The organism is Shewanella marinintestina (assembly GCF_023283845.1).
Taxonomy (GTDB): Bacteria; Pseudomonadota; Gammaproteobacteria; order Enterobacterales; family Shewanellaceae; genus Shewanella; species Shewanella marinintestina.
Window position 1 is genome coordinate 289250 of sequence record NZ_JAKILC010000001.1, and the last position, 16903, is coordinate 306152.

Sequence of the window (16903 nt, forward strand, 5' to 3'; positions counted from 1 at the left end):
ACTTAACCGACTTAACCGACGATAATGCGCCTATTTGGTTTAAATGTAAGTTACTTGGGTATATTTTATCGAAAAAAAAGCCGAGTCTTAACTCGGCTCTTAATCACGCTTTATTATTCAGCGTCTTTTGTTTCAACTTTCGGCTCAGCCTCAACAACGCTGACACCGAGCTCAGCTAACTGAACCGGATTCGCAAACCCTGGCGCATTCGTTAACGGACAAGCTGCAGTGGTTGTTTTCGGGAACGCCATCACGTCACGAATTGAGCTAGCACCTGTCATCAACATGATGATACGGTCAAGACCGAATGCAAGACCTGCGTGTGGAGGTGTGCCATAACGCAATGCTTCAAGTAAGAAGCCAAACTTTTCGCTCGCTTCTTCGTCGTTAATACCTAGAATTCTAAATACCGCAGACTGCATCTTGCTATCGTGAATACGCACAGAACCACCGCCTAACTCACAGCCGTTTAGTACCATGTCGTATGCATCAGAGATAGCGGCGATTGGGTTAGCTTCTAGCTCTTCAGGTGTCATATTGCTTGGCGCAGTGAATGGGTGATGCATTGCATGCAAACCGCCATCAGAAGTACGCTCAAACATTGGGAAGTCAACAACCCAAAGAGGCTTCCACTCACCTTGTAGCAAGTCAAAGTCTTCGCCCGCTTTAAGACGTAGTGCACCCATTGCTTCTGCAACGATGTTAGCTTTATCAGCACCGAATAGGATTAGATCGCCAGTTTGTGCGCCTGTGCGCTCAAGTAACGCCTTAACCACATCTTCGCTTAGGAACTTAAGTACTGGAGACTGAATGCCTTCCATACCTTGAGTAAGGTCATTAACCTTCATCCAAGCTAGGCCTTTAGCGCCGTAAATAGTCACATACTTAGCGTATTCATCTAACTGTTTACGTGAAAGCTTCGCACCACCTGGAATGCTTAGTACCGCAACACGACCTTCAGGATCGTTTGCAGGGCCATTAAATACCGCGAACTCAACGTCTTTAACAATGTCAGCAACATCAATAAGCTCTAGCGGGTTACGTAAATCAGGCTTATCTGAACCGAAACGACGCATCGCTTCTTCAAATGTCATCTTAGGGAACTCGCCCAAATCAACATTCAATAGCTCTTTAAATAAACCACGAACCATCTCTTCAGTCTTATCCATTACCTGGGTAGAAGACATGAATGACGTTTCGATATCGATCTGAGTGAATTCAGGCTGACGGTCAGCACGCAAATCCTCGTCACGGAAACACTTAACGATTTGGTAGTAGCGATCAAAACCAGACATCATCAACAACTGCTTAAACAATTGTGGAGATTGTGGCAATGCGAAGAACTGACCTTTGTAAGTACGGCTTGGTACTAAGTAATCACGCGCACCTTCTGGTGTCGCTTTAGTCAGGATTGGCGTTTCAATATCTAAGAAACCGTTGCCATCTAAGAAACGTCTTACCGCGCTAGTCACTTTTGAACGGAATACAATGCGGTCAGCCATTTCTGGACGACGTAAATCTAAGTAGCGATACTTTAGACGCTGCTCTTCGGTGTTATGCTGATTTTTGTCCATGTTGATTGGTAATGGCGCTGAGCTATTTAGAATCGTTAACTCCAAGCCCAAAATTTCAATCTCGCCAGTACGCATATCAGCGTTAACTTGGCTATCAGGTCTTGCTCTTACAAGGCCTTTAATCTGAACACAAAATTCGCTGCGTAGTGTGCTTGCAACATCAAACACTTCAGGAAGGTCTGGATCATAAACAACCTGAACGATACCTTCTCTATCACGAAGATCTAGAAAAACAACGCCGCCTAAATCTCGGCTGCGATTAACCCAACCCACTAGGGTCACTTCTTGACCTACGTGAGACTTATTGACGTCTCCACAATAATGACTGCGCATTTAACTCTTCCTTTATTCCGCAAAGCGATGCTTGAGGATCTGGTTCAAAACAAGACAAAACGGGCATTATAGAGAAATATTGCCGTTTTCCAAATAACTTCTCGACTAGTCGGCTAACTATCAATCAATTTAGATTGAAATTTAAGTGTTTGAGCTCGTTTGTATAAAAAGCAAGCAGCAGGTTAACTTAACCTCACAGATCTTAAAGCTAATAAGCTAGTTTTTAATCTATTACTAACATCAATTGGACTCAACAAGCTAACGAGTTATCGTCAATGTTAATATTGCTCTTTAAGTCTGTAAAACTGAACTCTCAGCCCATTGGATAAGTACAATCTCATGTCAGCAACAAGGATGCAAAACTAACTACTACGATATGTTCTACCGCCCGCATTTTTTGCGCGGTACATCTGTTTATCTGCTGTTTTTAGCAGCGCATCGATGCAATCTCCATCTATCGGAAATAGCGCTATTCCAACACTCGCAGATGCCGTTAGCGTATGATCTGCAATAATAAAAGGCTGAGATAGACGGTTGAGTAGGTTTTCAGCGACATCATATACAGATTTAATGTCTTTGATATCATTTAAGATCACCACAAACTCATCCCCGCCAAGACGACCTACAGTGTCTGAACGGCGGATCCCTTTGACTAACTCTTTTGCGACATGAACCAAAAATTGATCGCCAACTTGATGTCCAAGTTGGTCATTAATCAATTTAAAACCATCCAAATCAATAAAAATAACCGCAAACTGGGCGGTATCACGGGTATGCAATAAAATAGCCTGCTCAAGCCTATCATCAATCAAGGAGCGATTAGGTAATTCAGTTAAGCTATCGTGCTTAGCAAAGTGAGCCATTTGAGTTTCAGCTTCAGTCCTACGTAAAATCTCTTTACGTAAACGCCGATTTGCCAATAGTGCTCCGATAACACCTAATCCAAGAACAGTAAAAATAGCAATACCGAGTTTAACTCTGGCCTCGTATTCATCACGTTCAAAAGCAACTGTTTGTGTGACCCACTTTTGATGAATTTTCCTTTGCTGAACAGGATCAATACTTGCTAGCACAACGTTAATTAGCGGCAGTAATGATTTTTTACTACTGTGAACTCCGATATGACTTCTTTGTTCAGCAAAATCAACAAGCATTGACATCTTTAGATCTGAGTATTGACCCTGCCTTAATCCGCTACTTAAGTTAGTCACTTTATCAATAAATACATCAGCTTTACCTAAATTGACCGCATTTAGTCCTGAACTGCTATCAGGTACTAATACCAACTTTAACTCTGGATATTCCCGCATCAGTTGGCCAATAATATGGTAGCCTTCAACAACTGCAATACGTTGGCCTCTAAGCTCTTCTAAGCCAAACACGTTAATATTACTGTGTGAGGTCACTAGTCCCCAAGGTGCTGGCCAATAAGCCTCAGAAAAGCCCAACTGATATTCTCGCTCTGCAGTTTTGGCCACACTGCCAACCATATCAACACCACCAGTGACCAAGGCATCGAGCAAACTTTGCCATTCATCAAAAACAACAGTTTCGACTGTTAAGCTAAGCTCATTGGCAATAATATTGATAACGTCACTGTTGATTCCTGAGTACAGGCCATTTTCTTCAAACTCCATCGGTGGCCAATCACGTAAGTAACCTACCTTAATAACCCCCGTGTCATTAATAATATTTTGCTGTTCGGCCGTTAGGTGAATCAGACCTTGCTGATCTTTATAGATCCTGTCAGCAGGATTTAACATCCACTTACGCTCTACTTGAGCCAGCTCAAGCGGCGATATCTGGGTAAAGCCAGCCGCGATTCGCGCAGCAAAACCAACATCCTTATTGCGGTTAAGTACATATAACTCGGTATTAAATTCAAGATCTGGATATTGGTAGAAAGCCCCCCAACTTTGATCTAATAAAAGGTAGTGTTGAGTCCAAGCGCCAGCTGCAACAAAGGCATCGATTTCATCATTTTTGGCCGCATCTATCATCTCTGTCATCGACGAATAATATCGAATATGGGAATCAGGCAGCGCTTCTATTAATTCTGCAAGGTATGGTGATGTCGGCGATACCGCAATCACTTTATTTTTAAGTTGTTCCAACGAATCCAGCTGACTGCCATAGGAAAATAGCCGGCTCGTAACTTTGTAAATAGTGTGGGCTCGGTTTAGGCCCGTTTGAATTGAAGCGCTTTCAGGGTAACCTAAATGTACATCAGCAATGCCACGCTTGACGTTATCTACGCTCTGCTTCATGGTGCCAACCACAAAACGTACTGGCAATCCTGTCTTTTCAGACCACAGCTTCCATATATCGACCAGTAATCCATTAGGCAGCCCATCTGCACCAAGATCAGCAAAAGGAGCGACGCCAGTCTGCATTGCAATAACGATATCATTCTGATAGCGCTGATTGCCTAACCAATGCCGAGTTAACTCGTCGATAATATCGCTAGGCATTGCACTAAATCCTGCCTGCACAGTTTTACTTAACTCAGTTCTATCTTTCAAAATCGCAGGATAAAAAGAAAGCTTTGATATTTCTTTGCGGTTCTCTTTAGGGAACTGAATAGAAATAGTGTTATTGATTTGGCTTTCACGTAAGAAGCCTTCTAACCCTACAAATACGAAAATTTCTTCATTAATTACCGCTTTTAGTAGATCAGTCCGATTATCAAAATAACTAAAAGTAAGTCGCGGTTCTTGTTGCTGCAAAATATCAATTTGAGCAGCTCCTCTGACAACACCGATTTTATAAGGCATTAATTGAGATAAGGTTTGTGGTTTAGGTAATTGATAGTTCACATATAAGAAGCTATGAAAACTAAGTAGCTCCGGTAAAAACTGGTAATGATTTTCTCTGGTTGACGTTTTCGCCATACCGATATGCACATCAGCAACACCATTTTGTAAGTTTTTGAGCGATTGCACCCAATCTGTTGGCTTGAATACAACTTTACGATTAGTTTGTTTTGACCAATGTAACCAAATATCAACTAAAAGGCCGCTAGCTTGATTGTTTTCATCAACGAATTGAAAGGGATAAGTGTCATTACTCATTGCAATTATCAGCGGAGGCTCCTGCTTATTGGATTCAGCCATAGCCGTAGACATTAAAGAAATACTAAGCAGCACAAGCAACAAACAAGTGATAGTTTTCAATTACATTTCCCAAAAAGGTTAATTTTATGAGTGTTTTTTGTTTTATTATTGCTATTAGACAAAATTTTATCAGTAATTTCCAGTGCTAGTCTTGCTGGTAACAGCCATGTTTAGCTAGAATAAAGTGTTGAACTCCCACGATCTGATCACATGAACTCTTCACAAGATAATCTTTTTGCCAAGCCTTACCAACAAGTCAGCGACTTTCAATTCGATGATAAAGTCGCCGGTGTCTTTAATGACATGATTAGGCGCTCAGTTCCTGGCTACGGGCAAATCATTAATACTATCGGCGATCTCGCTCAAAAATATGCTGCGCCAAATAGTAAAATATACGACCTAGGTTGTTCATTAGGCTCTGCAACATTAAGCATTCGCCGCCGCGTTGAAGGTCGTAATTGCCAAATCGTTGCCATCGATAACAGCGAATCAATGATTGAACGTTGCCAAGAAAACCTATCAGCCTACGTTAGCGAAACGCCTGTAGAATTGATTTGCGGTGATATTCGAGATATTAAAATTGAAAATGCATCTTTGGTGGTGCTAAATTTCACTATGCAATTTTTAGCCCCAAGTGATCGTGAAAACCTGCTCAAAAATATCTATCAAGGGCTTGTTCCTGGCGGTTTATTAATTCTCTCGGAAAAGCTTTACTTTAAAGAAGATACAATTCAATCCACTTTGGATGATTTACATCTCGATTTCAAAAGAGCAAATGGTTACAGTGAGTTAGAGATCAGTCAAAAACGTAGTTCATTAGAAAACGTGATGAAACCTGATACACTCGCTGAGCACGAAAATCGGATCAGAGCCCAAGGTTTTAGTGAGTTCAGCGTGTGGTTCCAATGTTTTAATTTTGCATCTATGGTGGCAATTAAGTGATTAGTTTCAGCTCATTCTACAAACAAATTTCAGACTCAAGCCTACAACATTGGTTAGAGACACTTCCGTCAATTCTTGGCCAGTGGCAAAGGGAACATAAGCACGGTTCGCTGCCTAAGTGGGAAAAAGTACTTAATAAGCTGCATTATCCAGAAGCTGATATCATCGACTTTAAATCCAGCGTAAAAGTAGGGTCAGGTGAACAACTCAGCGACGGCGAAAGAGAAAAACTAGAAAACTTATTGGGTATTTTCAAGCCTTGGCGTAAAGGCCCTTATTCTTTACATGGTGTTGAGATTGATACCGAATGGCGTTCAGACTGGAAATGGGAACGCGTTGTACCTCATATTTCACCACTTGCTAATCGTACAGTATTAGATGTGGGTTGTGGTAGTGGTTATCACATGTGGCGCATGCTAGGTGAAGGCGCTAAACACGTAGTGGGTATTGACCCATCACCACTGTTTATGTGCCAATTTGAAGCTGTCAAACGCTTAGCAGGTAACGAACATCCAGTGCATTTCTTACCACTAGGCATTGAAGAGCTACCACCTCTTGATGCATTTGATACCGTATTTTCGATGGGGGTGCTATACCACCGCCGCTCTCCAATCGACCACATCTACCAATTAAGAGACCAATTACGCACCGGAGGCGAATTAGTCCTTGAAACTTTAGTTGTCGATGGTGATGAAAATACCGTATTAGTACCAAAAGACCGCTACGGTAAAATGAATAATGTTTGGTTCTTACCGTCTGTTGAAGCATTAATGTTGTGGTTAAAAAAATGCGATTTCACAGACATTCGCTGCGTTGATGTAGATGTAACTTCTCTTGCAGAACAAAGAAGTACACAATGGATGCCAAATGAATCATTAGTTGATTATTTAGACCCTAATGATGTTAGCCTAACAGTTGAAGGCTATCCGGCACCTAAACGAGCCACGATTATTGCCACCAAGAATCAGCCTAATAAAGATTTAATCTAGCCAATAGTAAATGGGAAGCACTATGTTCAAGCAGATAATTTGTATTGCCGCAATATCAACAGTCCTTGCAGGTTGTGCAACGACGAGCGATAAAAATGCACCAATTCCAGTCGATGTAACGGTACTAGAAGCCAGCTTAACCAAGCAAGAAAGCAATATACTGGGAGCAATTAATACTTGTAACCAAAGCCAAGCTGCTGCTTTTGAAACATTAACAGCACAGGTTGACGAGCTTAAAGCCAATGTAGCTCAATTAAATGTGAAAGAAGAAAAAGCCATAGTGCCAGTTGTTGCCCCTGTGCAATGCCCTCCTTCTCCTATTGGTGACAAGTTTATGCTTGGCGCAGTTGAAAATGTGTATGTCGATGAAGTAAAAGCTAGTTTCAATACCCGTATTGATACCGGTGCGGAATCTTCTTCACTTGACGCCCGAAATATTATTTTGTTTGAAAGAGATGGAAGCCAATGGGTTCGCTTCGATGTTTTCACTCAAGGCGAAAAACAACCCGCTAAAACTTTTGAATCAAAAGTAGAACGTTTTGTTCGTATTAAACAAGATGCTGATGATAAGAGTGACCGCCGCCCTGTCATTCACGCTCACCTTGAGATTGGCCAATATAAAGCTGAAACAGACTTGAATCTAAGTGATCGTAGCCATCTGGAATATCCGTTACTACTTGGTCGTAAGTTTATGCAAGACATCGCAGTTGTCGATGTTGGGCAGACTTTTATCCACGGAAAAAAACAAGACGCAAAGCCGTCTAAAACCAATAAATAGGATAATTGCAAATGCACTCTAGAAAACCCTTTTACATCTTAGTTGCCTTGCTGTTTATCACCGGGATCGCAGCCAGCGTGTATCGCGGTATTGAGCACAGCGTACCTTTCGTACCAGGTAAACAAGTACAAAGTTGGGCTGTTGATGCCAAAGTGAGCTTTCGTGGTACTGGCGAGCCTGCTGAAGTATCTTTCTCACTCCCAGAAGATCCTGCATACGAGATTTTGGTCGAAAATGCCACGTCACCTGGCTACGGCTTAACCATTACTAATAATGCTATTGACCGCCGCGCAATTTGGTCGATTCGCACCGCAACAGGGACGCAAGATCTTTACTATAAAGTGACGCTAATCCCAACAGGACAGGACAAACTTATAGAAACTGCTGAGCCACAAGCCCCTGCAGTTTATGCTTGGCCAGCTACAGAACAAGCAGCTGCAGAGCAAGCAATCGAAGAAGTTTGGTCACGCAGTGCAACTAACCTTTCTTTTGCCCAGCAGCTAAACAAAGTACTAAATGCTAATGAGCGTAGCCAGAATATTGAGCTACTACTAACAAGCAACACACCGACGAAGCTGTTTATCCGTATGCTACATAGCAAAGGGATCCCAGCCAAAGAAGTCAGTGGTCTTTACCTAGAAGATCAACGTCGTAGACAACAACTGTCAAGTTTTGTTGAAGTGTATAACGACGGTGAGTGGCACTTATTTAACGCCGAAGATGGCACTCAAGGTCGTCCTGAAAACCTATTGCTATGGGACCGTTCAGGCACCTCTGTACTCGATGTTATAGGCGGCGTTAACTCCCAAGTTAATTTTTCTATGCTGCAGGATACTCGCTCAGCGTTAGCCACTGCCATTGATGTGATGAAAAATGACAATGCGCTAGATTTCTCGCTTTATCAATTACCGCTAGAAGAGCAAAGCTTATTCAAGGGTATTTTGCTAATTCCTATCGGTGTTTTAGTTGTCGTGTTCCTGCGTGTACTTATTGGCATTAAAACCTCTGGTACTTTTATGCCAGTGTTGATTGCCCTCGCCTTTATTCAAACAACGCTATTTACTGGTTTAATTGGCTTCCTGCTGATTGTAGCGTTCGGTTTAATGATCCGTTCTTATTTATCAGAGCTTAACCTATTGCTCATATCCAGGATCTCCGCCGTTATTATCGTGGTAATCGGTATTATCGGCTTGTTTACCTTATTATCATACAAGTTTGGTCTCAGTGAAGGCTTAACCATTACTTTCTTCCCTATGATTATTTTGGCATGGACCATTGAAAGAATGTCTATCCTTTGGGAAGAAGAAGGTCCAAAAGAAGTTATCGTACAAGGTGGCGGTAGCCTATTCGTAGCAACTTTAGCTTACTTAGCTATGAGCGCGACTTGGGTTCAGCACTGGGTGTTTAACTTCCTAGGTATTCACCTAGTCATTTTGGCTTTAGTGCTGCTAATGGGCCAATACACAGGATACCGTCTGCTTGAGCTTAAGCGCTTTAAGCCACTAGCTGGAGAAAAATAATGTTTCTAGCTAAGCCATCAGATCTACGTCGTAATGGCGTATTGTGTATGAACAAGCGTAATATCGATTACATTGGTCGATATAACCCACGTAAGTTTTACAAACGTGTGGATGACAAGCTAACGACCAAACAGTTGGCACTGGCAAATAACATCGCTGTGCCAGACTTAATAGGTACCGTATCAGAGCAACATGGCATTGCGGATATTCCTGCAATGGTCAATAACACAGACGGTTTTGTTATTAAGCCGTCTAAAGGTTCTGGCGGTAAAGGGATTTTAGTTGTCACTAAGGTTGAAAACGGTCGTTACTACAAGCCAAATGGCCAAGAAGTGACGCCCTCTGAAGTTGACCGCCATGTATCTAACGTACTCAGCGGACTATTTTCATTAGGTGGTAAACCTGATGTTGCGATTGTAGAAGGATTGATTCAGTTTGACCCGGTATTTGATGGCTACTCCTACGAAGGTGTACCAGACATACGTCTGATCATCTTCAAAGGTTTTCCAATCATGGGTATGTTGCGTCTTTCAACTGCTGCGTCAGACGGTAAGGCAAATTTACACCAGGGTGCTGTGGGCGTTGGTATTGATATCGCAACGGGTAAAGGCCTACATGCTGTGCAATTTGATCAGCCTATTGACCTACACCCTGATACCCAAAAAGAGCTTATTTCAATTGCCGTCCCACAATGGGATACCTTGTTGCATACAGCTTCAATGGCCTATGAAATGTCAGAACTTGGTTATCTAGGCACCGATATGGTGCTAGATAAAAACAAAGGGCCACTTTTGCTCGAGCTAAATGCTCGTCCCGGTCTTGCGATTCAAATTGCTAACGGTCGCGGTATTTTGCCAAATCTTCGCCATGTTGAAAAAATGGGCAACCATAATATGACGGTCGAAGAACGCGTGGCATATGCAAAAATACATTTCAGTGCCAACAGCTAGAATTAAAAAATGGCTGTTAAGCCCACTGTTAATTGGTATTTGTTGGTTTAACACGGCAGCTTTTGCTGCCGTGTCTCCTATCCCACTTTTAGTCGAGCAATGTCTTGCTTATCAATTTCCGGCAAAAAATCAAACATCAATAACAACTGGTGCAGCGCAGCATGCAGCAGCACTCGAACGGCAATTAATCGGCTTTTTTAATATCAATGACAGAATTAAATACTATCGACAGTTTCCACTGTCCTATGCTGATAGAGAGCTAGTATTACAGTGCCAACTGTATTTGGCTGATGAGCTTGCATTATTTTTTAAATCGACACAGTTTCAATCGACTCGCTTTAAGCTCGCTGAAAGTCATAACCCACATATTCAAGCACTCGCAATGCGGATCAACCGCCTTGCAACTAATAGTGAATCGCCGCTAGATAAAGCTCAATTGCATACCGCTCAAGCTGCATTTAAACAAGGTGTCACGAGTCAGCAATTAAGCCTTAACTTTGCTAATACTGGCTGCCAACTTGACGCAAAACTTAACTCAGTTAAGACAAACTTTAACGGTAGCTTGGCAAGCTATTTAATTAAGCAGCCAAACGAGCAATGCAGAAAGACGGTATGGCAAGCCTACCAAGCTCGCGCATCGATAAAAAACAAAACCTCATTTGAGGTAATAAAAAACTTACGCCAGCAGCAAGCAGAGCAAGATGGTTATCAAGATCACAGCCATGAAATACTCCAGCAACAATGGTTATCTCACCCACAGCTTGTAGCTAAGTTTTTACAAAGCCAAACCCAAGCAATAAACACTAACCCTTGGAGTTTAGGCCAAGTATTGTCTAACGCTAAACCCACAGTCGTTGAACCTACATCATCACGGTTATGGTTAAATAACATCGCTAAGGTGTTAGAGCCGCTAGCAGTGTCAATCACACCTGTAAACGAAAAAGTCTTACGGGTTTATCATCAACACCGCTTGCTCGGTGACCTATACCTCAGTCAAGGCAAAAAAACTCAAGCAAGAGTAATAAGACATGCTGTGGTAGGACAACAATTTGGTCAATATGAGTTGGTTTTAAAAGATGAGCTCACCAATTATCAACAACAAAGCGCAATGATCGATACTGTTGCAAGCATTATTAGCCAGTTAGCCAGCGGCCATCGTTATTATTTACAAAATACGCTAGGCGAAACCCAAGATAGCGATCAAATAGACAAGTTTTGGCTACAAATGTGGCTTAAAGGCGAGCTGCTCCCTACACCTAAAAATAATAGTAGAGAAGCTGTATTGCAGCGATATGCCACTCAACTACAAATATTTAGAGCAAAGGTTGCACTAAATAGCTATTTGTCTTCTGAGGATAAAAACAGGTTTGATTTAGATAGTGCTTTTAAACAAGCTTTTTCTGCTCGTTGGGATAGCGTCGATGATGCGCCCTACACTTTTAGTGCCATTGTGTATCAAGGGCCGTTGTATTATCAAAAAGTTTGGCAGAAAGCCGTCGCCAAGTATATTTACCAATCAACAAAAGACTGTCAAAATCAAAAACATATTTTTGATTATTTAGTCGTTAATGAATCAGCTAACGACATGGTCACTCAGTTACAACTGTTGTTAGACGAAACAATAACCCCAGACTCACTCATAAAAAGGACTCAACATGCCTTCAATCATCAAGATCAGCACTCTCGCCGCTGCACTCTTTTGCGCCAATAGTTTTGCCGCCGACCTTGCTGTCACAGAGTCTACAAAATCTCAAGTTTATCAAGGGATAAAGAATAACCTGGAGGAACATTTATTCGAACTACCTCCACGTGTTCAAGGTCATTACGGCATACGCCAATATCGCATGACTGGTGACGACAAATACGCCAATGCTGCACTAGTCGATCTTTATGCTGTAACCGAAGCTCAGGCGTTCTATGCGTGTAATCTCGACAAACCAAACTTCATTATCGATCAAGCAGAAGAGGCTATCTCTGTATTGGGCAAAGGCCCACGTGCTAAGGCGCGTAAAAAAGCACTCCAGCCTTTTCCTGAATTCATCTTCTATACCGATGTATTGCTACGTTACTCAAGCCGAATTGATGAGTTTGGCTTTACTGGTCCATGTCATGACAAATTAACTGCAGCGCTTAAAAAAGCCGACTTAAAAACAGGCTTGACCGATAAAGCCATGATTGAGACATGGGCAGCGCAGTTAATTAACTACGTTTACTGGGCTAAACAAATTGGTGTAGGTGACTATTTAGCCGATTATAAAAAAGCATTTATTGAAGTTTACCCAGACAATGAAGATAGCGAGTTAAATAAAAAGCAATACCGCAATAAGCTATACGGTATGACCCACTTTATTTTTGCAGCCAGTGAATATTACCAGCACAATGTTGATGCTAAAGAGTTCGCCTGGATTTTAGACCATTTTGATCGCAATATTGATCGTATTTTGAAAGATGCTACAGACGACATTATTGCCGAAGTGGGAATTAGTTTCTTACTCGCAGGGAAACCTAACCACCCAGTGGTTAAAAAAACTCAAAAACATATCATTAATGCGTTTAATACCAAAGAGCAAATCATTCCCTCACCTCGTGGTAATCCTGACTTAGTGATCGGTGAACATCGCAATGTATTGGCTATGATGTTGCTTGATTGGCCTGAAAAGTTACATAAAGGCCCTTACCTATCAGAACTGAAAGCGACTAAGAAATATCTGCCTAAACAAGTTACTCCTATTAATAAGTGATCCCTCTACAGAAAGGCTCAATGAGCCTTTCTGGCATTGACTCAACCTAAATTCAGAGCCGTTAATTCATATGGATAGAGCCAAATCAACACTTGAGCAGTGGCGAATATTACAAGCGGTAGTCGACTATGGAGGCTACTCTCAGGCAGCGGAACAATTAAATAAAAGTCAATCTTCGCTTAACCACGCTGTGGCAAAACTGCAGTTTCAACTTGGCGTACAATTACTTGAGGTTAAGGGGCGGAAAGCTTATTTAACTGAATGTGGCGAAGTTTTACTGCGCCGATCACGACATATCACTCAGTCTGTAAACGAGTTAGAGATGTTGGCGAGCAACTTAGAAAGGGGTTGGGAACCACAATTAACTATCGCTCGAGAAATCATTTACCCTATGGGTCACCTTGTCGATGCGTTAAGCGAGTTTTTACCGCAAAGCCGCGGCACACGTGTCACGATTATTGACACTGTAATAACAGGTACCTCTGAATTAATCAATAACCAAAGCGTTGATTTAGCAATATGCGGTGGTCCGCCACCTAAAGGCCATATTGCTGAACCTCTGTTAGATATCGACTTTATACTGGTTTGCCACCCTGAGCACCCTCTCGCCCAACTGAGCCACATTGAAGATGATCAAACCTTGGCGCAGCAACTTCAGATCGTGATTAAAGATACAGCCTTAAGCCCCAACACTGATCTTGGCTGGTTAAAAGCAGAGCAACGTTGGACAGTAAGCAACTTTCATGAGGCTATTGCCATTTTAAAAAAGAGAATGGGTTTTTGTTGGGTGCCTCAACATTTGGTCCAGGTTGAAATTGATAATAAATCACTCAGACAACTCCATCTTAAAGGCTCAAGTAAACGTAAAGCTACGCTAAGCTTAGTTATTCCCAATAGAGATAAGCAAGGCCCGGCAAATGAGCTACTTGAAGCATTAATATTGCAACATCATCAAGCTAAGCCAACTTAAATTTTTCCATAAAAAAGCACTCTACAAGAGTGCTTTTTTATGCTGCTTGGTAGCATACACAGGTAAGTTTATACTTTGATATTTATTATGCTGCCAATCATATCCGATGATGTTTGGATGACTTCAGCGTTAGCTTGAGCGTGGTTAACTGCTTGAGCTGCATCAATCAAAGTCCCCGTTGTATTTGAAACGGTAATAGCTGTAGTGGTTCCCGCTACAGACTGACTCGCACCAGCTACATCTATTGTAGCTTGAGTTAAATCGGTTTGTGCCGCCTGAAAGCCATTTTGCCCAGAAATAATACTTGGTGGAATTTGCATATCATCCCCCTTTATCTATGTCTAAGTGGTTCAATTATCATACTATTAGTTTTAGATGTACAGTAAGAAAAGCTCGCAAGTATAATTAAATCATCTACAGTTAACTAAAAACATATCACAAGGTATCAAGTTCCAATGAGATAGCCTTTGTATTGATAAAATGATAGCCTTTTCGAATAAAAGATAACTGTCTGCTCTGAGGAAGTCTAAATGAATAAAACTAGAATACTGATTGTAGATGATGATCCTTTTTGCTCAAGTCTATTATTATCAATATTAGGCCACGATTACCAAGTCACAACCATCAACTCTGGTTTTGATGTAATTGATATTTTAGGTGTTCAATGTCCGGACTTTATTTTTCTAGACATAATGATGCCTGGTAAAAATGGCTACCAAGTATTAAAGGATTTAAAAGAGGACCCCTTAACCCAAATGATCCCTGTGATTATTGTTAGTGCGCTAACTGAAGAATCCGATGAAAACCTCGCATTACGCCTTGGTGCAAACGGCTATATTTCTAAACCAATAATCCCAACAGAAGTTTACGCTAAATTAAAAGAGCATTTGCGGCAGTAACTATTAAACAGCATCACTCCCTGTGTAATGCAATAAGCTGTTTGGTATACATCAATTAATGTATACCACTTAGCTAAAAGTGTTCATAACAAGAAGACTCATGCTTTAGCTATTGATAAAAAAACAATAAGATTACCGTTCACAATCTAAACAGTCATTATTTACCAACCCGTTTCCCAATCTTTCCACACTGGATTTAATCCCCGCTCAAGCATGGCTTTTGCGACCAATGTAGGCGAGCGCTCATCACTTATCTCAAACTGATCTAGCTCTGTATTAGGTTCGACATAGCCACCGGGTTGGGTTGAGCTCCCAGCACTCACATTGGTAACACCCAGTGCAAACAAGTTGTTTCTGAGGTCAGGGGTTTCACGGGTTGATAAGCTAATTTCAAGCTGTTGATTAAACAATCTAAAGGCGCAGATCATCTGCACTAATCCCTTATCGGTAAGCTCAACTTTGGGGGCAACGCCACCAGTACAAGGCCTAAGCCTTGGCAAAGAGATACTATAGCGACTACGCCAATAGGTTTTCTCAAGGTAATCTAAATGATGCCCCATTAATAGCGCGTCTAGGCGCCAATCATCAAGACCGAGTAATACCCCTAAACCAATTTTATCGACGCCAGCTCTCGCGACGCGATCCGGCGATTCAAGTCGGTAGGCAAAGTCACTCTTCTTGCCTCGAGTATGATGCTCGCCATAGGTCACTGGATTATAAGTTTCTTGATATAACATCACGGCATCTAGCCCTTCATCTACAAGCTCTTTATAATCTTGCTCTTCTAGTGGCTGCACTTCCATTGCTACATGACTAAACTCTTTACGTATTAGTGGTAGCATTTGCTTGAAATAAGGCACACCTACTTTAGTTTCATGCTCGCCAGAGACTAATAATATGGAGTCATAACCCATCGCTTTTATCGGCTGAATTTCATCGCGTATTTCGCTTTCAGACAGAGTTTTACGCTTAATTTTATTGCTCATAGTAAAGCCGCAATAATCACATTCATTCGCGCAAAGATTCGATAAATAGAGCGGAATATACATGCCAATACTCGCGCCAAAACGCTGCCTTGTAAGCGCGACTGACTGCTGTGCCATCTGCTCTAAATATGGCTCTGCGGCAGGAGACAAAAGTGCTAATAAGCAGTCTAAGTTACCCGATGGACATTGTAGCGCCTGCTCTACCTCTTTAGCCGTCGTCGAATAAAGCCTTAATTTAAGCTCGCTTCTAGAAAGCTGCTTAAACACATCGACAAAACTCGTAGGCACAGGATACTGCGAAGCAGTATCCTTGCTCTGGGAGTTTAGTGTTGTTGAACCGATGCTATTCATTTAAAAAGCCTGTTAACGGACTGGTGTTATGTGCTTGATGACTCACTGCACCTAAACCCGCAATATAAGCCTGACGCCCGGTATTTACGGCTTGCGCAAAACAGTGCCCCATCGCAACCGGATCAGAACTACTGGCGATTGCAGTATTGACCAGTACAGCATCAGCGCCAAGCTCCATAGCGTGAGTTGCTTGTGAAGGAGCGCCAATACCCGCATCAACAATCACAGGTACATTAGCCTGCTCGATAATGATTTTTAAAAAGGTTTCAGTTGCCAAGCCCTGATTAGAGCCAATGGGGCTGCCTAGCGGCATGACTGCAGCGCAGCCTACTTCTTCAAGGCGGCGACACAACACAGGATCGGCATGTACGTAAGGCAGCACCACATAGCCTTGCTCACATAAAATTCGCGCAGCTTCTAAAGTTTCAATAGGATCAGGCATCAGATATTTAGGGTCAGGGTGAATTTCAAGTTTCACCCAGTTTGTGCCTAACATTTCACGTGCTAAATGCGCGGCAAATATGGCTTCTTTGACATTTCTCGCACCAGCCGTATTAGGTAATAACTTTACGCCGCTATCGAGCAATGGCTGTAAAATGTTGTCACTGCCAGTACTAAGGTCCAATCGCTTTACAGCCAAGGTAACAAGCTGTGATTGTGATGCTTTAATCGCAGCTAACATGGTTTCCGGTTGAGCAAATTTACCCGTTCCCGTGAATAGTCTCGATTCAAATTGATGATCAGCAATTGTTAACAT

Annotated in this window: 14 protein-coding genes; 9 read left to right on the plus strand and 5 right to left on the minus strand. The window is 42.0% G+C overall.

Annotation, left to right across the window (positions count from 1 at the left end; genetic code table 11):
• Positions 1-113: 113 nt before the first annotated feature.
• Positions 114-1907, minus strand: a complete 1794-nt coding sequence (aspS, locus tag L2747_RS01340) for an aspartate--tRNA ligase (RefSeq protein WP_248997317.1) — start codon at positions 1905-1907, stop codon at positions 114-116.
• Between the two features lie 362 nt (positions 1908-2269).
• Positions 2270-5080 carry a diguanylate cyclase domain-containing protein gene (locus L2747_RS01345; protein WP_248997318.1) on the minus strand — a complete coding sequence of 937 codons (2811 nt, stop codon included), beginning with the start codon at positions 5078-5080 and terminating at the stop codon, positions 2270-2272.
• A 150-nt stretch (positions 5081-5230) separates the two neighbouring features.
• On the opposite strand from L2747_RS01345, the gene cmoA reads away from it, so the two are divergent.
• The 8 genes from cmoA (at position 5231) to L2747_RS01385 (ending at position 13910) form a co-directional block, all read left to right on the plus strand.
• A complete protein-coding gene (gene cmoA / locus L2747_RS01350; RefSeq protein ID WP_248997319.1) occupies positions 5231-5962 on the plus strand; it encodes a carboxy-S-adenosyl-L-methionine synthase CmoA in 732 nt (243 codons plus the stop codon).
• Entirely contained in the window at positions 5959-6951 is a 993-nt protein-coding gene (cmoB, locus tag L2747_RS01355; RefSeq protein ID WP_248997320.1) for a tRNA 5-methoxyuridine(34)/uridine 5-oxyacetic acid(34) synthase CmoB, read from the plus strand. Before cmoA ends, cmoB begins: the two co-directional genes overlap by 4 nt.
• 22 nt (positions 6952-6973) lie before the next feature.
• Complete coding sequence (locus L2747_RS01360; RefSeq protein ID WP_248997321.1) at positions 6974-7729, plus strand: ATP-dependent zinc protease family protein; 756 nt, start codon at positions 6974-6976, stop codon at positions 7727-7729.
• Between the two features lie 11 nt (positions 7730-7740).
• Positions 7741-9249 carry a UUP1 family membrane protein gene (locus L2747_RS01365; RefSeq protein WP_248997322.1) on the plus strand — a complete coding sequence of 503 codons (1509 nt, stop codon included), beginning with the start codon at positions 7741-7743 and terminating at the stop codon, positions 9247-9249.
• Positions 9249-10199, plus strand: coding sequence for an alpha-L-glutamate ligase-like protein (locus L2747_RS01370; protein ID WP_248997323.1), 951 nt, complete (start codon positions 9249-9251; stop codon positions 10197-10199). Before L2747_RS01365 ends, L2747_RS01370 begins: the two co-directional genes overlap by 1 nt.
• Positions 10168-11910 (plus strand): M2 family metallopeptidase, encoded by a 1743-nt coding sequence (locus L2747_RS01375; RefSeq protein ID WP_248997324.1) that lies wholly within the window; start codon positions 10168-10170, stop codon positions 11908-11910. Before L2747_RS01370 ends, L2747_RS01375 begins: the two co-directional genes overlap by 32 nt.
• Positions 11855-12940, plus strand: a complete 1086-nt coding sequence (locus tag L2747_RS01380) for a DUF3541 domain-containing protein (protein WP_248997325.1) — start codon at positions 11855-11857, stop codon at positions 12938-12940. Before L2747_RS01375 ends, L2747_RS01380 begins: the two co-directional genes overlap by 56 nt.
• Before the next feature lie 70 nt (positions 12941-13010).
• On the plus strand, positions 13011-13910 hold the full coding sequence (locus L2747_RS01385) for a LysR family transcriptional regulator (RefSeq protein ID WP_248997326.1): 900 nt from the start codon (positions 13011-13013) through the stop codon (positions 13908-13910).
• 68 nt (positions 13911-13978) lie between these two features.
• Here the strand turns inward: L2747_RS01385 and L2747_RS01390 are convergent, their stop codons facing one another.
• Positions 13979-14230, minus strand: coding sequence for a chemotaxis protein (locus tag L2747_RS01390; protein ID WP_248997327.1), 252 nt, complete (start codon positions 14228-14230; stop codon positions 13979-13981).
• Positions 14231-14440: 210 nt separating this feature from the next.
• Here L2747_RS01390 and L2747_RS01395 point away from each other — a divergent pair, with 210 nt between their 5' ends.
• A complete protein-coding gene (locus L2747_RS01395) occupies positions 14441-14809 on the plus strand; it encodes a response regulator (RefSeq protein ID WP_248997328.1) in 369 nt (122 codons plus the stop codon).
• Between the two features lie 161 nt (positions 14810-14970).
• On the opposite strand, the gene thiH is transcribed toward L2747_RS01395, so the two are convergent.
• Positions 14971-16146 (minus strand): 2-iminoacetate synthase ThiH, encoded by a 1176-nt coding sequence (thiH, locus tag L2747_RS01400; protein WP_248997329.1) that lies wholly within the window; start codon positions 16144-16146, stop codon positions 14971-14973.
• Positions 16139-16903 carry a thiazole synthase gene (locus L2747_RS01405; RefSeq protein ID WP_248997330.1) on the minus strand — a complete coding sequence of 255 codons (765 nt, stop codon included), beginning with the start codon at positions 16901-16903 and terminating at the stop codon, positions 16139-16141. Before L2747_RS01405 ends, thiH begins: the two co-directional genes overlap by 8 nt.

Excerpts from the sequence above, each read along its gene's own strand:
- L2747_RS01365 (WP_248997322.1), top strand. The coding sequence starts at position 7,741 with ATGCACTCTAGAAAACCCTTTTACATCTTAGTTGCCTTGCTGTTTATC.
- L2747_RS01360 (WP_248997321.1), top strand. The coding sequence starts at position 6,974 with ATGTTCAAGCAGATAATTTGTATTGCCGCAATATCAACAGTCCTTGCA.
- L2747_RS01405 (WP_248997330.1), bottom strand. The coding sequence starts at position 16,903 with ATGTTAACAATTGCTGATCATCAATTTGAATCGAGACTATTCACGGGA.
- L2747_RS01385 (WP_248997326.1), top strand. The coding sequence starts at position 13,011 with ATGGATAGAGCCAAATCAACACTTGAGCAGTGGCGAATATTACAAGCG.
- aspS (WP_248997317.1), bottom strand. The coding sequence starts at position 1,907 with ATGCGCAGTCATTATTGTGGAGACGTCAATAAGTCTCACGTAGGTCAA.
- L2747_RS01370 (WP_248997323.1), top strand. The coding sequence starts at position 9,249 with ATGTTTCTAGCTAAGCCATCAGATCTACGTCGTAATGGCGTATTGTGT.
- L2747_RS01375 (WP_248997324.1), top strand. The coding sequence starts at position 10,168 with ATGCAAAAATACATTTCAGTGCCAACAGCTAGAATTAAAAAATGGCTG.
- L2747_RS01395 (WP_248997328.1), top strand. The coding sequence starts at position 14,441 with ATGAATAAAACTAGAATACTGATTGTAGATGATGATCCTTTTTGCTCA.
- cmoA (WP_248997319.1), top strand. The coding sequence starts at position 5,231 with ATGAACTCTTCACAAGATAATCTTTTTGCCAAGCCTTACCAACAAGTC.
- L2747_RS01380 (WP_248997325.1), top strand. The coding sequence starts at position 11,855 with ATGCCTTCAATCATCAAGATCAGCACTCTCGCCGCTGCACTCTTTTGC.
- L2747_RS01390 (WP_248997327.1), bottom strand. The coding sequence starts at position 14,230 with ATGCAAATTCCACCAAGTATTATTTCTGGGCAAAATGGCTTTCAGGCG.
- thiH (WP_248997329.1), bottom strand. The coding sequence starts at position 16,146 with ATGAATAGCATCGGTTCAACAACACTAAACTCCCAGAGCAAGGATACT.